The organism is Acinetobacter marinus (genome assembly GCF_900096915.1).
Classification (GTDB): domain Bacteria; phylum Pseudomonadota; class Gammaproteobacteria; order Pseudomonadales; family Moraxellaceae; genus Acinetobacter; species Acinetobacter marinus.
This window is the reverse complement of the sequence record NZ_FMYK01000005.1, coordinates 71,654-93,447: the sequence shown is the minus strand read 5'-3', so window position 1 is coordinate 93,447 and position 21,794 is coordinate 71,654. Positions and strand designations below refer to the sequence as shown.

21 protein-coding genes are annotated in these 21,794 nt (G+C 43.2%); 14 read left to right on the top strand and 7 right to left on the bottom strand.

Features of this window, described 5'->3' with window-relative positions; all coding sequences use genetic code 11:
• A complete protein-coding gene (gene fadA, locus BLQ60_RS10195; RefSeq protein WP_092619838.1) occupies positions 1 to 1,173 on the top strand; it encodes an acetyl-CoA C-acyltransferase FadA in 1,173 nt (390 codons plus the stop codon).
• 128 nt (positions 1,174 to 1,301) lie between these two features.
• Positions 1,302 to 2,153 carry a hypothetical protein gene (locus BLQ60_RS10190; RefSeq protein WP_092619835.1) on the top strand — a complete coding sequence of 284 codons (852 nt, stop codon included), beginning with the start codon at positions 1,302 to 1,304 and terminating at the stop codon, positions 2,151 to 2,153.
• A gap of 52 nt (positions 2,154 to 2,205) precedes the next feature.
• Here BLQ60_RS10190 and BLQ60_RS10185 read toward each other — a convergent pair whose 3' ends face one another.
• The 3 genes from BLQ60_RS10185 to BLQ60_RS10175 form a co-directional block, all read right to left on the bottom strand.
• Positions 2,206 to 3,498 carry an MFS transporter gene (locus BLQ60_RS10185; protein ID WP_092619832.1) on the bottom strand — a complete coding sequence of 431 codons (1,293 nt, stop codon included), beginning with the start codon at positions 3,496 to 3,498 and terminating at the stop codon, positions 2,206 to 2,208.
• Positions 3,499 to 3,787: 289 nt separating this feature from the next.
• Positions 3,788 to 5,587 (bottom strand): ABC transporter ATP-binding protein, encoded by a 1,800-nt coding sequence (locus BLQ60_RS10180; protein WP_092619829.1) that lies wholly within the window; start codon positions 5,585 to 5,587, stop codon positions 3,788 to 3,790.
• Between the two features lie 148 nt (positions 5,588 to 5,735).
• Positions 5,736 to 6,239, bottom strand: coding sequence for a hypothetical protein (locus BLQ60_RS10175; protein ID WP_092619826.1), 504 nt, complete (start codon positions 6,237 to 6,239; stop codon positions 5,736 to 5,738).
• Positions 6,240 to 7,315: 1,076 nt separating this feature from the next.
• Between BLQ60_RS10175 and BLQ60_RS10165 the strand changes: the two genes are divergently transcribed.
• Entirely contained in the window at positions 7,316 to 8,011 is a 696-nt protein-coding gene (locus tag BLQ60_RS10165; RefSeq protein ID WP_092619820.1) for a DsbA family oxidoreductase, read from the top strand.
• A 93-nt stretch (positions 8,012 to 8,104) separates the two neighbouring features.
• Here BLQ60_RS10165 and BLQ60_RS10160 read toward each other — a convergent pair whose 3' ends face one another.
• From BLQ60_RS10160 to BLQ60_RS10150, 3 genes are read right to left on the bottom strand one after another with little or no spacing between them, the layout of a single operon-like run.
• Entirely contained in the window at positions 8,105 to 8,917 is an 813-nt protein-coding gene (locus BLQ60_RS10160; RefSeq protein WP_092619817.1) for a metal ABC transporter permease, read from the bottom strand.
• 3 nt (positions 8,918 to 8,920) lie between these two features.
• The gene (locus BLQ60_RS10155; RefSeq protein ID WP_378235171.1) at positions 8,921 to 9,691 is read right to left on the bottom strand and encodes an ATP-binding cassette domain-containing protein; all 771 of its coding nucleotides are present in this window, start codon (positions 9,689 to 9,691) and stop codon (positions 8,921 to 8,923) included.
• Positions 9,688 to 10,182: a transcriptional repressor gene (locus tag BLQ60_RS10150; protein WP_092619811.1), complete on the bottom strand. Its 495-nt coding sequence runs from the start codon at positions 10,180 to 10,182 to the stop codon at positions 9,688 to 9,690. Before BLQ60_RS10150 ends, BLQ60_RS10155 begins: the two co-directional genes overlap by 4 nt.
• Before the next feature lie 132 nt (positions 10,183 to 10,314).
• Here BLQ60_RS10150 and BLQ60_RS10145 point away from each other — a divergent pair, with 132 nt between their 5' ends.
• The 11 genes from BLQ60_RS10145 (at position 10,315) to guaA (ending at position 20,485) form a co-directional block, all read left to right on the top strand.
• Positions 10,315 to 11,157, top strand: a complete 843-nt coding sequence (locus BLQ60_RS10145; RefSeq protein WP_213030474.1) for a metal ABC transporter substrate-binding protein — start codon at positions 10,315 to 10,317, stop codon at positions 11,155 to 11,157.
• A 257-nt stretch (positions 11,158 to 11,414) separates the two neighbouring features.
• The gene (locus BLQ60_RS10140) at positions 11,415 to 11,807 is read left to right on the top strand and encodes an ATP synthase subunit I (protein WP_092619808.1); all 393 of its coding nucleotides are present in this window, start codon (positions 11,415 to 11,417) and stop codon (positions 11,805 to 11,807) included.
• 101 nt (positions 11,808 to 11,908) lie between these two features.
• Positions 11,909 to 12,784, top strand: coding sequence for a F0F1 ATP synthase subunit A (gene atpB / locus BLQ60_RS10135; protein WP_092619805.1), 876 nt, complete (start codon positions 11,909 to 11,911; stop codon positions 12,782 to 12,784).
• Between the two features lie 77 nt (positions 12,785 to 12,861).
• Positions 12,862 to 13,107 carry a F0F1 ATP synthase subunit C gene (gene atpE / locus BLQ60_RS10130; RefSeq protein ID WP_016654735.1) on the top strand — a complete coding sequence of 82 codons (246 nt, stop codon included), beginning with the start codon at positions 12,862 to 12,864 and terminating at the stop codon, positions 13,105 to 13,107.
• A 40-nt stretch (positions 13,108 to 13,147) separates the two neighbouring features.
• Entirely contained in the window at positions 13,148 to 13,618 is a 471-nt protein-coding gene (locus tag BLQ60_RS10125) for a F0F1 ATP synthase subunit B (protein ID WP_092619802.1), read from the top strand.
• 12 nt (positions 13,619 to 13,630) lie between these two features.
• Entirely contained in the window at positions 13,631 to 14,167 is a 537-nt protein-coding gene (locus BLQ60_RS10120; RefSeq protein ID WP_092619800.1) for a F0F1 ATP synthase subunit delta, read from the top strand.
• A 41-nt stretch (positions 14,168 to 14,208) separates the two neighbouring features.
• On the top strand, positions 14,209 to 15,753 hold the full coding sequence (gene atpA / locus BLQ60_RS10115; RefSeq protein ID WP_092619797.1) for a F0F1 ATP synthase subunit alpha: 1,545 nt from the start codon (positions 14,209 to 14,211) through the stop codon (positions 15,751 to 15,753).
• 94 nt (positions 15,754 to 15,847) lie between these two features.
• On the top strand, positions 15,848 to 16,717 hold the full coding sequence (atpG, locus tag BLQ60_RS10110; RefSeq protein WP_092619794.1) for a F0F1 ATP synthase subunit gamma: 870 nt from the start codon (positions 15,848 to 15,850) through the stop codon (positions 16,715 to 16,717).
• 31 nt (positions 16,718 to 16,748) lie between these two features.
• A complete protein-coding gene (atpD, locus tag BLQ60_RS10105; protein WP_092619791.1) occupies positions 16,749 to 18,143 on the top strand; it encodes a F0F1 ATP synthase subunit beta in 1,395 nt (464 codons plus the stop codon).
• Positions 18,144 to 18,172: 29 nt separating this feature from the next.
• Positions 18,173 to 18,592, top strand: a complete 420-nt coding sequence (locus tag BLQ60_RS10100) for a F0F1 ATP synthase subunit epsilon (protein ID WP_092619788.1) — start codon at positions 18,173 to 18,175, stop codon at positions 18,590 to 18,592.
• Between the two features lie 324 nt (positions 18,593 to 18,916).
• Positions 18,917 to 20,485 carry a glutamine-hydrolyzing GMP synthase gene (gene guaA, locus BLQ60_RS10095; protein WP_092619785.1) on the top strand — a complete coding sequence of 523 codons (1,569 nt, stop codon included), beginning with the start codon at positions 18,917 to 18,919 and terminating at the stop codon, positions 20,483 to 20,485.
• Between the two features lie 104 nt (positions 20,486 to 20,589).
• On the opposite strand, the gene BLQ60_RS14205 is transcribed toward guaA, so the two are convergent.
• On the bottom strand, positions 20,590 to 21,792 hold the full coding sequence (locus BLQ60_RS14205) for an AAA family ATPase (protein ID WP_280137880.1): 1,203 nt from the start codon (positions 21,790 to 21,792) through the stop codon (positions 20,590 to 20,592).
• Between the last annotated feature and the right edge of the window lie 2 nt (positions 21,793 to 21,794).

Sequence of the window (21,794 nt, the reverse complement as noted above, 5' to 3'; positions counted from 1 at the left end):
ATGGCTACTTTAAATCCACGTGACGTTGTCATCGTTGATGGTGTACGTTCAGCAATGGGTAAAACCAAAAACGGTATGTTCCGCAATGTTCGTGCAGATAACTTGTCTGCTGAATTGGTTCGTGCATTGGTTGCACGTAACGAGTTTGATACCAATGAAGTTGAAGATGTGATTTGGGGCTGTGTTAACCAAACGCTTGAACAAGGTATGAACATTGGTCGTAACATTGTATTGTTGGCTGATCTTCCAAAAACAGTTGCAGGTCAAACGGTCAACCGTCTTTGCGGTTCATCAATGCAATCGATCCACACTGCTGCGGCGCAAATCGCAACTAACCAAGGTGATGTGTTCATCATCGGTGGTGTAGAGCATATGGGTCACGTTGGCATGATGCACGGCATCGATATCAACCCACAAGCATCTAAGCACTATGCAAAAGCATCGAACATGATGGGCTTGACTGCGGAAATGCTCGGTCGTATGAACGGTATCTCTCGTGAAGAGCAAGATGCGTTTGGTGTGGAATCGCATCGTCGTGCATGGGCTGCAACACAAGAAGGTCGCTTTAAAAATGAAATCATTGCGATCGAAGGTCACGACCAAAATGGCTTTTTGCAAAGCTGTGCTATCGACGAAGTGATTCGTCCAGATGCAAACCTTGAAGCATTCCAAGCATTGCGTCCAGTATTCGATCCGAAAGGCGGTACAGTGACGGCGGCAACATCTTCAGCATTGTCTGATGGTGCTTCTGCGATGCTACTCATGTCTGCTGAACGTGCGCAAGCATTAGGCTTGAAGCCACGTGCTGTGATTCGCTCGATGGCGGTTGCAGGTTGTGATGCGGCGATCATGGGTTATGGTCCTGTTCCTGCAACACAAAAGGCGCTGAAACGTGCTGGCTTGACGATGGACGACATTCAAACGATTGAATTGAATGAAGCATTTGCTGCACAAGGTCTATCAGTGATGAAAGGCTTGGGTATCTATGACAAGCAAGACATCATCAACTTAAATGGTGGTGCAATTGCGCTTGGTCACCCATTGGGCTGTTCTGGTGCACGTATCACCACAACATTGCTCAACGTGATGGAGCAACAAGACACACAAATCGGTCTTGCGACCATGTGTATCGGTCTTGGTCAAGGTATTGCGACCATTATCGAACGTGTTTAATTGCTAAATTAAGCGCATTAAAAATCCTCGCCAAGTGCGGGGATTTTTTATATAAAATAGAAGTTGCAAAAATACAAAAAATATACATAATCTCACACTTCAGTACATAATTACTAAAGATGTTCTTTATGAAAAAAATCCTTTTAACATTGGCAATGAGTATTCTGGCTACAGGCTGTGCAACCACGAAAATTACGCCAGAAGCTCGCAATCAACTCAATCAAATGCAAACTAAACTCAAGCAGGCGCCTGTGGCAACGATCGTTGATAGTTGTTTGCTACATAGTGAATTAGGGACGAGTCTGATTGTTGGTGAACAGTCACGCATGACGGCAAAAAAGTTTTCAGAACAGCTTCGCACACAGTTGACAGAGCAAGGTGTAGCGGTTGGTCAGGAATACACGCCTTTCGTCTGTGGATTCATGCCTGAGATACAGCTTAAAAAGTATGATTTTAAAGCGAGCAATGAGGATAAACGTCAGCCAATTTCAAATTTTCCTGTATTAAATAGCGAAAATGCAGAGCTTACTCCAGCGCAAAAGATCGCATTGTTAAATTTGAATCAAAGTATCAATAAATATCAACTCGATGTTGTTGAAGCATTAAAAAAGAAAACTACAGCGACCAATATCTTAAACTTGAACGATGAGGATGTGTTGACGTTAAAAGCATTAACACAAGCCGATCAAGTGTTTTTGGCATCGACTACAGCGGTAGACGCATCTTTTGGCAAAAAGTTTGCGACAGGTGCACTGAGTGTTGGCGTGTCTTTGGCGACAGTTGGTGTTGGCGCAGGATTTTATACAGTGATTATGCCGAAAGAAGGGCAACATTATGCATTGTATTTGGTTGATTTAAATAGCAAGGAGCTGAGTTGGCAGAAAACAATGCCGCTCAAGGGTAATCTCTATTCAAAGAAAAATCACACAGTAATTGCTGAAAAGATTTTAGATCCGCTTTTTGAAATCAAAGCACAATAAATGTCAATCCCCGCCGAGTGCGGGGATTTTTTGATCATGGATTGGAAAAATCTCAATGATCGTCTTGGAGATATTCAGGTTCTTTGGGTAGTTTGAAACTACATAAAAAGCAGATTATCAGCATGATAATGACATAAACAAAGAAGGTATTTTCAATGCCAGCGGCTTTGAACTGTAGTGCCACAGATGGCGCAGAACCACCAAATAATGCATTCCCGACGGCATATGAAAAGCCCACACCCAAAGCACGCACATGTGGCGGAAACATTTCAGCTTTGACAATGCCACTGATTGAGGTATAAAAACTCAGAATCATCATGAGGAAGATTAATAAGAGCGCAACAATGATCGGCGAGCCACTAAAGTAAGGCATACCCACCGCCATCACAGGATAAATAAAAATCGCCATTAAACCGCTAAACGCAAGCATCGATGTGCGACGACCAATCCGATCTGAGAGCATCCCAAAAATCGGCTGTGCAACCATGAGGATAAAAATACAGATGGTCATGATAAAGCCGACCGTTTGGCTGCTGATGCCCAAATTGGTCAGGTAAGTTTTTGAATAGACTGTGATCACATAAAAGCTCAGTGAGCCTGCCGAGGTATAGCCGACCACCAATAGGAAGGTTTTCCAGTGGTTTTTGAACAGCTCTCGTAACGTGCCTGATTCTTCTTTATCACTGTCCTCATGATTCAGGGTTTCTTCCAAGCGACTACGTGCCAACAACGAAATAATGGCAGAAATACCCCCGATCACAAATGGAATCCGCCAGCCACCATCGAGGAGCTGCTGCTCAGTCATCGCCGCCAAGAGAATCACGCCTAGTAAACTTGCCAATAATTGTCCGCCAGTTAATGTGACATATTGGAATGAGGAGAAAAATCCACGCTGACCTTTTAAGCCGAGCTCACTCATATAGGTCGCCACCGCACCATATTCCCCGCCAACGGATAAGCCTTGTAATAGGCGCACCATCAACAATAAGAATGGTGCTAGCATGCCGACTTGTTCATAGGTTGGTAGGCAAGCAAATAAGAATGAACTGATCGCCATCAAGATAATCGAAATCACCATTGATTTTTTACGACCATGCTTATCGGCGATACGTCCAAACAGCCAACTACCGATGGGTCGCATAAAGAAACTTGCTGCAAAGACGCCCCAAACATAAATCGATTGGTAAGTAGAATCCATGCTTGGTGCGGTCAATGCCTTGGTAAAATACACAGCGAACACGGCGTAAATATAAAAATCGAACCATTCAACTAAGTTGCCCGATGCCGCACCAATAATGCCACGAATACGACTGCGCTTTTCAGCCGCAGTATATGCCTGAGTCATTGAAAAATCCTTCTTGTGATTTTTTGGGAGAAAGTAACGACTGACTCAATACATCGACAATGTCTCATGAGGTCATACATATTTGAATAATGTTTAATCATATGTAATATCTAAAAAAAGACTATTAAATCAATTGAATGAGTAAGATTGCAGAGTCTACGCTATAGATAAAGTTCAAGATATATGACTAATTGCTGAGGCGGATTATGGATATTTTTATTGAAAAATTCTCAAATAATGATCATTTGATTAAAAGTTTATCCTTTTTGAAATATTGGATGAATTATTCTTAATGATCAATTTTCGCATCAGCATCAAAAGTCTGAGAAATTTTGTCGATATTCAGGCTTTTCGCCATCGCATCAAAGATATTTTTATAAGCACCATGCTGTCCATACAGCTGATGATGTTCGCCGTGCTCGACAATTTCACCATCTTGCATGACATAGGTGTAATCCGCATCGATAATTTGCGACAGACTATGCGAGATAATCACCACCGTACGCCCTTGCTTGATCTCATCTAGGCTGTGTTTGATTTGCTCGGTGGCAATGGCATCCAGACTCGCTGTCGGTTCATCAAGGAAAATAATTGGCGGATTTTTTAAGAACATTCGTGCGATGGCAATACGTTGCTGTTGTCCGCCAGACAGTAGCAGTGCATCAGCTTGATAAGTATTCGGAAGTTTTAAAATTTGCTCATGAATCGAGGCTTTTTTTGCGGCAGCGATGATTTCAGCTTGGCTGGCGTCCATCTTGCCATAGCGAATGTTTTCCTCAATCGTGCCTTGAAAAATATGATTTTTTTGTAGCACCAAGCCGATATTGTCCCGTAAAAATTGCGTATCGAGATCATTTAACGGTACACCATCTAAGCGAATTTCGCCTGATTGTGGCAGATAAAATTTATCTAACAGGCTGATCAAGGTGGATTTTCCTGCACCAGATAAACCGACCAAAGCGGTGATTTTGTTGGGCAAAATGGTCATGTTGATCGACTTGAGCGCCTGATAGCCATTCGGGTAGCTGAAATTGACCTGATCCAGCTCAAAGCGTCCGAGCACGGGTGTTGGACGAAGCGCACCTGTGGTTTCGATTTCTTGGTCTGCTTCTAAGATTTTAAAGAAACTCTCCGCATAAATCATGGCATCATTGACTTCATCATAGATGCGATGCAGCGAGCGAATTGGCGCAGAAACATTATTAAACAACAAGATATGGAACATGATCATGCCGATGCTCATGTCGCCGACCAAGACAAAATACGCCGTCAAGATGATGATAAACACCACACCAATCTGTTCAATAAACGTCTTTAAGCCGTCAAATAAGAAACTGAGCTGACGAGTATGCATCTGATTTTCAGTCAATTGTTTTTGTAGTGTGAGCTGTTTTTCAGCTTCGATTTGTTCACGGTTAAAGGATTTGATCACCGTAATCGAGCTGATAATACTCAGAATGCCCTGACTTTTGCGCTCTCGACCATCTCGTAAATTGCGCCGAGTGCCACCGAGTTTTTGCGCTTGTTTAAAGGTGATCCAAAAGTAGATCGGCACGATACACAAAGCCACCAGCCCAATCCAAAAGTTCGCCGAAAACATCAGAGCCAGCGCAATAATAGCACTGCTAAATAGCGGTAAAATATCAATAAAAAAGATTTGCACCAGTCGGGTGATGGAAGCAATGCCTCGATCAATACGGGTTTGTAATTTTCCCGCTTGATTGTCCTCTTGGCTAAAGAATGCCAGCCTATATTGCAAGAATTTGACAATGATCGACTGGGCGACATCTTGCGCAATTAAAATTCGTAGCTTTTCACCAAAGAGTTTTTGCCCGAATTGCACCAGTGTATTGATCACTTCCTTGCCAATCAGAATCGCCGAAATGGTCACTAAAATCGACCAGCCTGCGTCCAATCCTTGTCCTGCTTCGACAAGGCGATTGATGCTATCGACCGCATATTGCAAGGTCAGCGCATTGACTTGTGCGGTGAGTGCACCGATCAAAGTCAACGCCAAAGTGATGATCACAAGCCGTTTGTATGGCGCAACGAAAGGTTTGACTTTATTGAACAGTTGCCAAAGATTCATAAGTGATTGTTATGATGAATGTCTTTTAAGCATAGCGCTTTAGATAGTACTTGACTAGAATTTTCCCGTGCTCAGATCACAAGCTGATACATTTGATGCGCTGATATTCTCATCATTATGATTTTCGAGCACATTTGAAATTGTCGAATTAATAGCCGTTAAGTCCTTTTTGGAGCTGTTGCTGTAGTCGAAGTGCATCATTCATATTGATTTGCAATGTGCCTTCTCGAATCGCATCAATATTGCCTCGGTTGATATTCAATGGCGCCAACATATTAAATAAACCATTGGTCGGATCGGCAGATTGTAGACCTGAAGCTACCGACATGATGTACATGCTTAAAGCTGGTGAGTATTGATTCATATTTGGCATAGCGGTCATCGGCTGATAGCTATAGGCGAGGCTGGTACTGCCATTGGCGCTGGTATTTTGAATGTCATTTTCCAGTTTGTAGATGTGATATTGCAGGGCGGCTTTGGTTTCTGCCTCCTCTTGATAGGGCAAGATGCCGACAAATTCATCTCGTAGCTCATCTTCTGCCATGACGGTAATGGTCGGTAATGCAACCACTTCTTCATTCGCCATAGCCCACATCGGTGCGCCGAAGGTAAGGGGTAAGATCAAAACTGGGGCGTATTTTAAATTGGTCATTGTTGTGCTCCAAAGCTCGATACTTCATCCACAGGTAGGACAAACAGTCAGGACTCATCGACAGGACAAAGACATGACAGCGAGAGAAAAATATCGAGCCAATCAAACATAGGCATTAATTTAGCCTACAACAAAGCGCTGCAAAATACTGTACAGCTCAGATAAGCGGTAAATGGAATGTAGACTGTACTTGAAAACTTAGGTGTCAAGAGTAGTTAAATAGATTACTCAGCCTTTCAATTTGGCTAAATGAGCTGATAAAAACGTAAAAAATACACGATCAGTATGCTTAGTCCGAATATTCCAATCCAGCGGTCTGTGTCGAAAGTGATAGATTGTCCTGCTTTGTGCATTCGGAGCAATGCCTCTAAGCGAATATATCCATTGATTAAGAAAATACTCCCACCAATAAATAGTAAACTCGGTACACTTTGTTTAAATATAAATAATACCCAAAATAGAATTAATGCGATTCATCCGATAAGAGTTGTGACGTGTGTAAATGTATACAGAAATTCTGTACGTTGGATTTTAAACTGTCCGAAAAGATTTAAAATAAAAAATCGGAAAGTACTCAGATAGCTTAAAAAATCAGCTTCTAATTTTGTTCTCATTGATTCTTGATATCTACGTCTTTCCATATGATTTTCAATAGTAGTGGTTACACCGACTTTTTGAAGCCCGAGTAGTATTGAAATGTTAAAAAATTATTGGAAAAGTAAGCTAATAAAAATTCATCAAGATATTCAAAACTGTTTTCATAAAATAAATATTCTCTTGGATCGGGAGAATATTCGACAATGGTAATCTTTGTACCATCCACGATGACGTGTTTTGCACTGTGTCTTCCTTTGAGATACTCATAGTTTTGTTTATCAAAAACTTTAACGTGCTTTATTTCTTTGAAGCGGAATTGCTTTTGTGCTTGGATTAAAATGCGTTCTAATATTTTGGCTTTCATGTTCAAGGATTTAGTTGTTTTGAAACATATTACATTCCAACTATAGGTCAGACAACCCTTTAAAAACTAAATTTCAACCCTATTTACAGCTTAATAATGAAATTTGAGAAAAGTTATGCGTGTAGATATTTGGTCGGATGTAGTATGTCCATTTTGTTATATCGGCAAGAAACGCCTAGAAAAAGCCACCGAGCAAGCAGGTGTCGAGCTTGAAGTGCATTGGCATAGTTTTCAGCTTGATGCAGATGCGCCGAAACGTCAGGAGATTTCCAATAGCGAACGACTCGCACAGAAATATGGACGCAGTCTTGCAGAAGTGGAAGAGATGCAACGCAACATCGCCGAAATGGCAAAAGCGGAAGGCATTGAGTTCAATTGGCAAAATGCCAACTCGGGTAATACCTTAGATGCGCACCGCATTATCCATTTGGCACAAAGCAAAGGTCTGGGTTCGGAAGCGAAAGAGGCTTTTTTCTATAGCTATATGACCGATGGCTTGGCGATTGGTGAGCGTGAAACCTTGGAAGATGTGGCATCACGGATTGGCTTAAATCCTGTGGAAGTCGATGATGTGCTCGATTCGGATGAATATGCCGATTTTGTCAAATTCGATGAAGCGACTGCACGTGATCAGCTCAATGTCACAGGTGTGCCATTTTTTGTATTTGATCAGCGTATTGCTTTATCGGGTGCACAGCCGACAGAAGTCTTTGTACAAGTGTTGGAAAAGGCTTTAGAACCAGTTGATACGAATACTGAAACGAATCAAGCAGAACAATGTGATGATGCGCAGTGTGCGCCTAAGCAATAATTGCAGATCAAACAATTGATTAATATAAAAAAGACCAGTTCGCATGAGTTGGTCTTTTGCTTTGAAATTTTGCTTTTAAATAGATGCTAAGCGTTAAGCCAATGATTTCGATTTAAACCACACTTTTTGACTGATAAACACGATTGCAAAAAGCACCGACATGGTGAGTACAATACTCAGCCCTGTGGCAATATCGAGCCATGCACTACTCCATAAGCCAACGGTAATTGCCAACTCTGCAAGGATAAATGCCCAAATCACCATTTGTCGTGGCGAATGCGCAAGAAGTCGTGCGGTCAGCGCAGGAATTACCAGTAATGCACCCATGAGCAAGGAGCCAACCACTTTAAGCGCAATCACAGTAAACAGCGCAAGCACGCCCATGAAAATCAGCCGTTGCCAACCTGCATGAATGCCTTCACTTTGGGCAATGTCTGAGGCGAGAGCAAGGCGCAACTGCGAACGCCAGTGATAGGCGAGTATTGCACCTGCACATAAAATCGTAACGATTAAAGCAGGTAGGCTTTGCCATGTCACTGTCAGTAAATCGCCGAAAAGATAGCTCATCAATTCTGGGCGCAAAGTTGGTAATTGTTGAATCAGCAATAAGCCACTACACAGCAAAGTCGCAGAACATAGCGCTAGCAAGGCGTCATTGGGCAAACGACGATCATGCAAAAACCATAAGATGCCCACCAAAATTACCGCTAACAGTGACACGCCAAGCCAAATCGGTAAACTTAATAAGCCTGCGATGGCAACACCGAGCAAAGTGCCATGCGCCATCGTGTCGGCAAAAAACGACATGCGACGCCATAGCATTAGACAACCCAATGGCGCAGTTGACAAGGGCAATACACAGCCCATCAACCATGCAGGCGCAAGTAAAATCAGCCACTCATACATGGATTACGGCTCCGCTTCGGGATGGATGTGAGGATGCGGGATGTGCAAACACGGCTCGGCGTGATCACCATGCGCACAGTGGTCATGATGATGCTGATAGGGCACACGCTGTTGACCGAAGATCGCAACATATTCAGGATGTTTTTGGATATTTTCAGGTGTGCCAGTACAGCAAATATGATGATTCAGGCAGATCACACGTTGTGTACCTTGCATCACCCATTGTAAATCATGTGACACCATCAATACGGCACAGCCGAGTGTCGTTGGTAAGGTGCGCACATAGGCATACAGCTCTTCTTCGGACTGAATGTCTAAACCTTGCATTGGTTCATCTAAAACCAAAAGCTGTGGTTTGCGCAGTAAAGCACGAGCCAATAACACCCGTTGTCGTTCACCACCAGAGAGTTGATGCAGTGCGGTCGATTGCAGTTTGGCGATGCCCGTGTCTTGGATAATTTGTGCTTGATAAGCACCATCACACTTTTCCAAAGCCAATAAATCTTTAACCCGCATTGGTAGGCTTTCTGAAGGATGAAATTTCTGTGGCACATACGCCATTTTCATGTTGCGCTGATACGCCACTTGTCCTTGATCAGCTTTACTGATGCCGAGTAAGACTTTGATGAGGGTGGATTTACCTGCGCCATTGGGGCCAACCAAAGTGACGATTTCTTGTGGATAAATGTGCAGATCGACATTTTTCAGCACTTGCCGACCTGAAAAGCTAACATTGATTTGATTCAACTGCACCAGTGGTGCACAGTCACTCATTGACATTGCTGACACATTCCAGAGATTTCAATCACGCTGTTTTGTGCTTGGAAATGCCCTTGATCGGCGATACTTTTCAGTTGATCAAACAGATCGTTGGCAGAGGTTTCTTTGACACTATGACAATTTTGACAAATGAGAAATGCCGCTTGATGCCCTTCACGAGGATGACAACATGGAATAAAGGCATTGATCGAGGTCAAGCGATGGACAAAACCGTGCTCTAATAAAAATTCTAAACTGCGATACACCGTAGGCGGGGCAGCAGGACGTTCATTGCTATTTTTGAGTTTGGCGAGCAAATCATAAGCACCGATCGGCGCTTTCGCAGAGAGTATCAAGCTCAGCACCTCTTTGCGTAACGGGGTCAGGCGTGCGCCAGCCTCATTGCAAATTTGCTCAGCTTGTTTAACCCGCTCGTTGACACTACCGTGTTCATGCACGCCATGTAGGCGATCGTCATCATGATGCGTATGTGAGCATGTGTTCATGCCGAGAATCCCCAGTTGCGCTTGAAAAAGCAGTATTTTAAATCGCTTTGAAAAAAACCGACAGCGATAGTGGAAAAAATAGCATATTGTTATATTATAACGCCAGTTTTTATTTGGGAAATTGCTGTGCGTATCCTTCAATCGTTGTTTTTTGCAACTTTAATCACATTTTTAGCGCCAAGTTTCGCTTGGTCTAAAGATTTGGTGCTTTCGACTTATCCTTTATATTTGATTGCTAAAGATGTCACGCAAGGGGTGGAGGAGCCGACGTTGTTGTTGCCACCACAACAAACGGGGCATGATGTGCAAATTACCCCGAAAACCAGACAGCTTGCGAGTAATGCTGAGCTGGTGCTTTGGTTTGGGGTAAAGCATGAAGCACCACTGCAAAAACTCTTGGGTCAGCAAAAAAATGCGATTTCGATACTGGACAGTCACTTAATGCAAACCTTGCCTTTGCGAGATGTCAAAGGGCAGGCGATTTCAGGCAGTTTGGATACCCATGTGTGGCTGGAGCCGAATAATGCGATTCGTATTGCGTTTTTTATTGCTTCACTTCGCTCACAGCAACATCCTGAAAATAAAGACAAATATTGGGCAAATGCACGACAATTTTCCAAACGAATGATGGATGCAACCAAGCTCTCGCAAGCTGGACGAAATTTACGCCATTATTGGGCATTTCATGATGCATTTCAATATCTTGAGCGTTCAATGCAACTCAAGTATGCGGGGGCGTTGAGTCCTGATCATGATCAAGCACCGACCATTGCACAACTGAAATATCTAAATGACCATCGTCCACAAGACAGCATGTGTTTGATTTTAGGACATGGCAGTGCAGACAATGTGGTACAACGCTTGGCGCCAGTAAATGTGGTGGAAGCTAACGAAAGTATGTCGGATCAAAACGATTTTGTCACAGGGTGGATCAAATTGGCGAATGCAATTCAGCAATGCTTGCCACGCCAGTAAAAAGCTGTTTTTAGAACCGATTTTGTCATAATTCTTTCGTAAAATAGTCTAATGTTGTCAAAAAACGGTAAAAAATCGCAAACCCTTTCTCGGATAAAGATTGCATGTTATGGGGTGTAACTCTATAATGCCTCCGTTTAATAACAATCATTCACGTATGCTGATCGAGAGATTGATGTACAAAAGGACGTGATTGCGAAAGGGTATTGTTAAAACATGTGACGTGTTTTAACGATTTGTTGTTGAGATAGAAGGTTATGCGTCAGTCTGCTCGACTTATTGATCGTCGATTGGCGAAAGCTGTGGTGCTATTTCAAGCATTGATGATTCCTGTGGCTGCAGTATTGGCATGGCTGATACAGGATGCAGTGGCTGCCAAAAGTGCAGCGTTGGGTGCATCAGTATATTGGCTTGCTAGTAGTTATATGGCATGGCAATCCTTTCGCTCCTCTGGCGCTCGTGCCTCAAGACAGATATTGGGTAATATGTATCTGGGTTTGATTGGCAAGTTTGTGATCGTGGTTGTTGGATTGATTTTGATTTTAAGCTGTGTTTCACCGATCTCTATGGTGGCGGTTTTAGGTGGGTTCTTGCTGGTGCAAGCTATGTCGTGGGTGGCGCCGTTTTGGCTCGCTCGGCATCAAGCCTAACTGCTTTGACAGCGAACAAACAGATTTTGTTAGAGAGTTGATGTCGTGCAGCGTGCATCAGTTTTCTTTAAAGAGTAATTTACATTAACCAGGTGTGATTTATGGCTGCTGAAGAACATGCCCTTACGTCGACTGAGTATATCAAGCACCATTTGACCAACATGACCTATGGCAAAATGCCAGACGGCACATGGAAATTGGCTGAATCGGGTGCTGAAGCTCAGCAAATGGGGTTTACTGCAATACACTTGGATTCAATGGGTTGGTCTATCGGTCTCGGGATCATTTTTTGTTTGATTTTTTGGTTGGTTGCACGTGCAGCAAATAGCGATGTGCCAACTAAGTTCCAATCAGCAATTGAGATGATTATCGAGTTTGTAGACTCAAGTGTCCGTGATACTTTTCATGGCAAATCACGTTTAATTGCACCACTGGCATTGACCATCTTCGTGTGGATTTTCCTCATGAACTTGATGGATTTGATTCCTGTTGACTGGGTTCCTTACCTAGCACAACAGATCGGTGCAAGCGTATTTGGTATGGATCCACATCACGTTTATTTCAAAATTGTCCCTTCTACCGACCCGAACATCACTTTGGGGATGTCGTTATCAGTATTCGTGTTGATTCTATTTTATAGTTTCCGTGAAAAAGGGGTGGCAGGTTTTGTTGGTGAATTGGCACTCAATCCATTTAACCCAAGTAATCCTATCGCGAAGGCGTTATTGATTCCTGTCAATTTGATTTTGGAATTAGTCACCTTCTTAGCTCGTCCAATTTCATTGGCACTTCGACTATTTGGTAACATGTATGCGGGTGAGTTGATCTTTATCTTGATCGCTTTGCTTCCATTCTGGATCCAGTGGGCGTTGTCTGTACCATGGGCGATTTTCCATATTCTTGTAATTACACTGCAAGCCTTCATTTTCATGATGTTAACCATCGTGTACTTGAGCATGGCGAGCGAAAAACATTAATGGCAATGCCTAGCTACGTGGTGTAGTTGGGCAAATTTTTTATTTAATTGGTATAACCTAACCTTTGAGGAATTATCATGGAACTAGGTCTTGGTCTTGTTGCGATTGCAGCTGCTATCTTAATCGCTTTCGGTGCTTTGGGTACTGCGATTGGTTTCGGTCTTTTGGGTGGTCGCTTCTTGGAAGCTGTTGCTCGTCAACCAGAATTGGCTCCACAACTTCAAACTCGTATGTTCTTGATTGCGGGTCTTCTTGATGCTGTGCCTATGATCGGTGTTGGTATTGGCTTGTTCTTCATCTTCGCTAATCCATTTGTAGGTTAATCGGCTTAATTCTCAAATTAAACTATTGAGGAATAGCGAAATGAATATCAACCTCACATTGATTGGTCAAGCGATTGCGTTTGCGATGTTTGTCGCATTCTGCATGAAGTTTGTTTGGCCACCACTAATCAATGCGATTAGTGAGCGTCAGCGTAAAATCGCTGATGGCTTAAATGCAGCTGAAAAAGCCAAAGCTGATCTTGCCGATGCGCAAGCTCAGGTAAAAGCTGAATTAGATGCAGCAAAAGCACAAGCGGCGCAATTGATCGAACAAGCCAACCGTCGTGCAGCACAATTGGTCGAGGAAGCTCGTACTCAAGCGTCTGCAGAAGGTGAGCGTATTCGTCAGCAGGCTCAAGAGTCTGTGGATACAGAGATCAACAGCGCACGCGAAGCACTTCGTCAACAAGTGGCTGCTTTGGCAGTCGATGGTGCAGAGAAGATCCTTGCACAACAAGTTGATGCACAAGCTCACGATGCCATGCTCAAAGAGCTGGCTGCGAAACTTTAAGCGAGGCGAAAAATGGCTGAACTCTTGACGTTGGCACGCCCATACGCCAAAGCGGCATTTGGTTTTGCAATAGAGAAAGGCACTGTTCCTGCATGGTCTTCTTTACTGCAAAAACTTAGCCTTATGGTTCAGGATGATGCATTCGCAAGACATATCAATCAACCAGATTTATCAAAGTCTGAAAAAGTTGATACATTCTGGAAAGTAATCGGGGAAGATCATTCACAGAATGTGAAAAACTTCCTCACAGTGCTTGCAGAAAATGATCGTTTGGCATTGCTCCCTGAGATTTCAGCAGAGTATGAATTATTGAAAGCACAAGGTAATAACGCAGTTGACGTTGTTATCGAATCTGCATTCCCACTTTCTGCAGTGCAAGAGCAGTTGTTGACCAATCGTTTGGAAAAACGCTTCAACAAATCTGTAAATACCACAGTAGAAGTTAACCCAAGCCTTATCGCTGGGGTGGTGATTCGTGCAGGCGATCAAGTCATCGATGATTCTGCGCTGGACAAGCTTGAAAAAATGCGAACTCGTCTTCTTGCTTAAATCACAAGAATGAACATACAAAGAATTGAGGTAATAGCGCAATGCAACAACTGAATCCATCCGAGATCAGTGCGCTCATTAAACAGCGTATCAGCGATCTGGACACCAGTGCGACCGCGAAAAACGAAGGTACCATCGTCATGGTATCGGACGGTATCGTGCGTATTCACGGCTTGGCAGATGCCATGTACGGTGAGATGATCGAATTTGAAGGCGGCTTATTTGGTATGGCACTGAACCTTGAAGAAGATTCAGTGGGTGCCGTAGTTCTTGGTAACTACTTAGGCTTACAAGAAGGTCAAAAAGCACGTTGTACTGGTCGTGTACTCGAAGTACCAGTAGGTCCTGAACTTTTAGGTCGTGTCGTGGATGCCTTAGGTAACCCGATCGATGGTAAAGGCCCTATTGATGCAAAAATGACTGACAAAGTCGAAAAAGTTGCGCCTGGCGTAATTTGGCGTCAAAGTGTTGATGAACCTGTACAAACTGGTTATAAATCAGTAGATACCATGATCCCAATCGGTCGTGGACAGCGTGAATTGATCATTGGTGACCGTCAAACAGGTAAAACAGCAATGGCTGTTGACACTATTATTGCGCAGAAGTCTTCTGGCATTAAATGTGTGTATGTAGCGATTGGTCAAAAACAATCTACGATTGCCAACGTCGTGCGTAAGTTAGAAGAAACTGGCGCAATGGCGTACACCACTGTGGTTGCAGCGGCAGCAGCTGATCCTGCAGCGATGCAGTATTTGTCAGCTTATTCTGGCTGTACAATGGGTGAATACTTCCGTGATCGTGGTGAAGATGCGTTGATCATCTATGATGATTTGTCTAAGCAAGCAGTTGCTTATCGTCAAATCTCATTGCTTCTTCGTCGTCCACCAGGTCGTGAAGCGTATCCAGGTGACGTATTCTATCTTCACTCACGTCTTCTTGAGCGTGCTTCTCGTGTATCTGCAGACTATGTTGAGCAGTTCACAAATGGTGAAGTCAAAGGTCAAACGGGTTCATTGACGGCATTGCCAATCATTGAAACCCAAGCGGGTGACGTCTCTGCATTCGTACCAACCAACGTAATTTCGATTACTGATGGTCAGATCTTCTTAGAAACTTCATTGTTTAACTCGGGTATCCGTCCTGCGGTCAACGCAGGTATTTCGGTATCACGTGTTGGTGGTTCTGCACAGACTAAGATCATCAAGAAATTGTCTGGTGGTATCCGTACTGCACTTGCACAGTATCGTGAATTGGCTGCATTTGCGCAGTTTGCTTCTGACCTTGACGAAGCGACTCGTAAGCAACTTGAACACGGTCAACGTGTGACTGAGTTGATGAAGCAAAAGCAATATGCACCTTACTCAATTGCTGATCAAGCGGTTTCTGTTTATGCATCGAACGAAGGCTATATGGCTGATGTTCCTGTAAACAAAATCGTTGATTTTGATGCAGCATTGATTGCATATTTCCGCTCTGAAAAAGCTGCATTCATGCAAAATATTGATGAAACTGGTAACTACGACAAAGACATCGAAGCTGAATTTAAAGCAGGTATTGAGAGCTTCAAAGCGACTCAGGCTTACTAATTCATTTTTTAATGATTTGGGTTAGTTAAGTTTGTTTCACGGATCAACCATCGAAAGCCTGTTGATTCAGGTTTTCGAGAATTAGGTTAAGCGTATGGCAAATTTAAAAGAAATTCGCGCCAAAGTAGCTAGTATCAAAAGCACGCAGAAAATTACTCGCGCGATGCAGATGGTGGCAGCTTCTAAGATGCGTCGTGCGCAAGAGCGCATGGCACAAGGTCGCCCGTATGCCGAAAATATGCGCCGTGTAATTGCTCACTTGGTACAAGCCAATCCAGAATACAAACACCGTTATATGGTCGATCGTCCTGTGAAACGCGTTGGTTACATCGTGGTTTCATCGGATCGTGGACTTGCAGGTGGTTTGAACATTAACTTGTTCAAAAAAGTGGTGCAGCATGTACAACAACAACGTGCGCAGTCAATTGAAGTCGAATTTGCTTTAATTGGTCAAAAAGCGGTTTCGTTTTTTAAAAGTTACGGCGGTAAAGTGGTGTGTGCAGCTACCCAGTTGGGTGATGCGCCAGATACGGAACAGTTGACAGGTTCGGTTCAAGCGATGCTTGATGCTTATGATAAGGGCGAGATTGATCGTATTTATTTGGTATCAAACCGCTTCATCAATGCGATGACACAAAAACCGACAGTCGATCAACTTGTTCCACTTGCACAAGCTGACGAAAGCGAAGATCTAAACCGTCAATACGGTTGGGATTATCTCTATGAGCCAGAAGCAGAAGAATTGCTCAATGGTTTATTGGTTCGCTATATCGAGTCGATGGTCTATCAGGGTGTGATTGAAAATATCGCCTCTGAACAGTCTGCACGTATGGTTGCGATGAAAGCAGCAACTGACAATGCGGGTGGATTGATCAAAGATCTACAACTCATCTATAACAAGCTGCGTCAAGCCGCGATTACTCAGGAAATTTCTGAAATCGTTGGCGGTGCCGCTGCCGTTTAACAGTATTTATTTGAATTGAGGAGACAGCAATATGAGTAGCGGTCGTATCATTCAGATCATCGGCGCGGTTATCGACGTCGAGTTTGAACGTAATAGCGTTCCAAAGATCTATGACGCACTTCATGTTGATGGCACAGAGACTACGCTCGAAGTGCAACAACAGCTCGGTGATGGTGTTGTTCGTACCATCGCAATGGGTTCTACTGAAGGTTTGAAACGTGGTCTGCCAGTATCTGATACTGGTGCGCCGATTTCAGTACCAGTGGGTACAGCGACACTTGGTCGTATTATGGATGTGCTTGGTCGCCCGATCGACGAAGCTGGTCCAGTTGCGACTGAAGATCGTTTGCCGATTCACCGTGAAGCGCCTTCTTATGCTGAACAAGCAGCTTCTACTGACCTACTCGAAACTGGTATTAAAGTCATCGACTTGCTTTGCCCGTTTGCAAAAGGTGGTAAAGTTGGTCTGTTCGGTGGTGCGGGTGTTGGTAAAACCGTAAACATGATGGAATTGATCAACAACATCGCAAAAGCGCATTCAGGTTTATCTGTATTCGCTGGTGTTGGTGAGCGTACTCGTGAAGGGAATGACTTCTATCACGAAATGAAAGATTCTAACGTTCTTGACAAAGTAGCAATGGTCTACGGTCAGATGAACGAGCCACCAGGTAACCGTCTACGTGTTGCGTTGACAGGTTTGACCATGGCGGAATACTTCCGTGATGAGAAAGATGAAAATGGTAAAGGTCGTGACGTACTACTGTTCGTTGACAACATCTACCGTTATACACTAGCGGGTACAGAAGTATCTGCACTTCTTGGTCGTATGCCATCTGCGGTAGGTTATCAGCCAACACTTGCAGAAGAAATGGGTGTACTTCAAGAGCGTATTACATCGACGAAGTCTGGTTCGATCACGTCAATCCAAGCGGTATACGTACCTGCCGATGACTTAACCGATCCATCACCTGCAACAACATTCGCCCACTTGGACGCAACAGTTGTATTGAGCCGTGATATCGCATCTTCTGGTATTTATCCAGCGATCGATCCACTTGACTCGACTTCTCGTCAGCTTGATCCTTTGGTTGTAGGTCAAGAGCATTATGAAATTGCACGTTCTGTACAGAACGTATTGCAACGTTATAAAGAGCTGAAAGACATCATTGCGATCTTGGGTATGGACGAATTGGCTGAAGAAGACAAATTGGTTGTTTACCGTGCACGTAAAATCCAACGTTTCTTCTCTCAACCATTCCACGTTGCTGAAGTCTTTACTGGTGCGCCAGGTAAACTTGTACCGCTTAAAGAAACCATTCGTGGCTTTAAAGGTCTGTTAGCTGGTGAATACGACCACATCCCAGAACAAGCGTTCTATATGGTTGGTGGCATTGACGAAGTGATTGCGAAAGCTGAGAAGCTGTAATTAGCATCTCTAATTAAGGAGGCTATCTTATGGCAACGATGCAATGTGACGTGGTGAGTGTCAAAGAGTCAATTTACTCTGGACAAGTCAGCATGTTGATCGCAAAAGGCGCAGGCGGTGAGCTCGGTATTTTACCGGGTCACGCTCCGCTGGTGACTTTACTTCAACCTGGACCGATTCGTGTTCAGCTTGAAAATGGTACAGAAGAAATCGTTTATGTATCAGGCGGTGTGCTTGAAGTTCAACCGCATGTGGTGACTGTCCTTGCAGACACCGCAGTGCGTGCAGACAACTTGGATGAAGCAGCAATTATCGAAGCACGTAAAAATGCTGAACAATTGCTTGCGAATCAAAAGAGTGATTTGGATTCTGCAGCAGCTTTGGCTGCCCTTGCTGAAACAGCGGCACAGCTTGAAACATTACGCAAAATCAAAAATCGTGCAGGTTAATACCGTCATGATTTAGAAAAAGCCATCCGTAAGGGTGGCTTTTTTATTGCCTTTGACAAAGCGAATTGATTTCGCCTCACTGCCTTCGGCAGTGAGGCGAGGAGGGGATTTTGGGGACTTCGTCCCCAAACCCCGTACGCAATTTTGGTTGGCGTAGCCAACCAAAATTGCCAAAATATAAGTTTATGAAGTACTTAATGTGATAGCTATGCTTTTATAAAGGTTGTGAAAGGCGTATTTGTATGAATTTATAAACAGTGCAGTTCACCGTAGAAAATGCTAAAATACAGCGCTTAATTTCTCGCCTTGTATAAGTTGTAGCTGATGACGACCAATACTCAAATTACCGAAGACCGTATCCTTATCCTTGATTTTGGCTCGCAATACAGCCAGTTGATCGCTCGCCGTGTCCGTGAAGCAGGCGTGTACTCTGAGATGTACGCCTATGACATGACCGAAGCGGAGATTCGTGCCTTTAATCCAAACGGTATCATCCTCTCAGGTGGTCCAGAAAGCGTGCATGTCGAGGGTAGCCCTCGTGCACCACAAGTGGTATTTGAGCTTGGTGTGCCTGTGCTGGGTATTTGCTACGGCTTCCAAACCATGTCTGAACAATTGGGCGGAAAAGTCGAAGCAGGCACAGTGCATGAGTTCGGCTATGCAGAAGTCGATATTCAAATCCGTGACCAATTGATTGGTAACTTGCAAGATCGTGAAGATCAATTGCACGTGTGGATGAGTCACGGCGATAAAGTGGGTCAATTGCCACAAGGGTTTAGCACCACAGCAAGCACACCAAGCTGTCCGTATGCGGCGGCATCTGATGAAACACGTCGTTTCTACGGTGTGCAGTTCCACCCTGAAGTGACGCATACCGCAAAAGGCGCAGAGTTACTTTCAAACTTTGTGCATAAAATCTGCGGTTGTGGTGGTCTGTGGACACCTGAACACATTATCGAGCTTCGTGTTGAACAACTCCGTGAACAAATCGGCGATGAAAAAGTCTTGCTCGGCTTGTCAGGTGGTGTGGATTCATCTGTGGTTGCAGCCTTGTTGCATAAAGCGATTGGCGATCAATTGACCTGTGTATTCGTCGATAATGGTTTGCTTCGCTTAAACGAAGGCGATCAAGTCATGCAAATGTTTGCGGACAACATGGGTATTCGAGTGATCCGTGCTGATGCAGAGGAGCGTTTCTTGACTGCGCTTGCAGGTGAAGTTGATCCTGAGAAAAAACGTAAAATCATTGGTCGTGAATTCATCGAAGTCTTTGCAGAAGAAGCACGTAAGCTCGATGGCGTGAAATTCTTGGCGCAAGGCACGATTTATCCTGATGTGATCGAATCGGCGGCAAGCAAACAAGGCAAGGCGCATGTGATCAAATCGCATCACAATGTCGGCGGATTACCTGAAGATTTGGCATTTGATTTGGTTGAGCCATTACGTGATTTGTTTAAAGATGAAGTGCGTAAACTTGGTACGACACTTGGCTTGCCACATAGTATGATCTATCGCCATCCGTTCCCAGGACCGGGCCTTGGCGTGCGTATCTTGGGCGAAGTGAAAAAAGAATATGCAGACATTCTGCGTCTTGCGGACGACATCTTTATGCAGGAGCTTCGTGCCAGTGGTTGGTATGACAAGACGGCGCAAGCCTTTGCGGTATTCCAACCTGTGAAGTCTGTGGGTGTGGTTGGTGATGGTCGTCGTTATGCGTGGGTGATTGCGCTTCGTGCAGTGGAAACAGTGGACTTTATGACAGCGCGTTTTGCGCATCTGCCGTATGATTTGGTTGATCGTATCTCAACTCGCATTATGAATGAAATCAAAGATGTATCTCGTGTCGTCTATGATGTATCGAGCAAGCCACCTGCAACGATTGAATGGGAGTGAGCTAGGTCTTTCAAGATGCATTGCGTCTTGCCTAGGGAACGCCAAGAGCTACGCTCGCGGCAGTTCGGAAATTACTTTACAAAGAGCACTTCGGTGCTCTTTTTTTATGTGGCACCAATACTTTCGAGTAATGAGTTGTATTGTTCTGGGTTACATTCATTTAATTTAGTTAATATAAGTTTGGCATTTGCGTTAATTTCACTGAAGTCTCGTAAGGTTAGTTTTCCTTCTAGAATCGTAACGGCATGGGAGCCATCATGATTGATCCTTTCGCTAAAAATTCTTGGTAGCCTTTCTCCCCAAAATTTTTGTAGCCTTTGTCTATCTTTTAGTATTGGGTTCGGAAATAGATAATATGTATAAATTTCAAGAAATTTTCGAGCGTTGTTAGCAAAATTATAAAAATAAAGATGATTATCATCATTCACCTCATTTGCTAAGGAGCATTGATAAATTATCTCAAATAAATAGGTGAATTCACTTGAGTTTTGCTCTAAATGATAAGCCATCTTTTTAATTTTAGAGCCTAAGAAATTTTTTTCTACTTGATAAAATGCTCGTTCCCTTTTTAATCTATGATCTATTTTTCCCATTGCTGTAAGCTGTGTTAAATATTTGAGGAAATCTAAATTATGTGTAGAGATGAAAATCTGAGAATACTTATTTTCTAAGCAAATATTTTCAAGTAATGAGTAGATAAAATAAATATGATTATTGTCTAAGCTGCAAATAGGGTCATCAATCCAGAGAATAGGCTCTTTATTTTGATTCAAATCATCTTGAATTTTAGCTAGGAAATAGCAAAATGAAATTAGGCTTTGTTCACCTTCACTTAAGTTGTGAGCTTTAGCTCCATTGCGTTGAATCTCAAAGTGAATATTTTGGGTATTAGGTGTTTCGATGGCTTTTAAACTAAGTGCTTGATGACCAAAATCATGATTAAGAATATTATTGATGCGTTTACAAGCTTCACCCTCAGATTTTAATTTATCTTCTTCACTCTTAATTTCAGTTTTTCGATTCTGAAGTGCTGAAAGTTCAATTTCTAATGGGGCAATGGCTTCAAAAGCTAGATCTATATCTGTATTTTGTTGAGTGTAATTAATATCCTGTAAGAAATGATAAATGTGGTTCAGACGTAAAGCTTTTTTAGCCTCTTTTTGTTGATTCTCAAGAAGATCATTTTGTTGAATACATTCAGACCGAATTTTAGAAATTTTCCCAAGAATAATTTTAATCGCAGTTGAACAATCTTGCGGATATGTGGCTTCTAATTCAGTAAAGAGCTTTCCATTTTTTTGTTCCAATA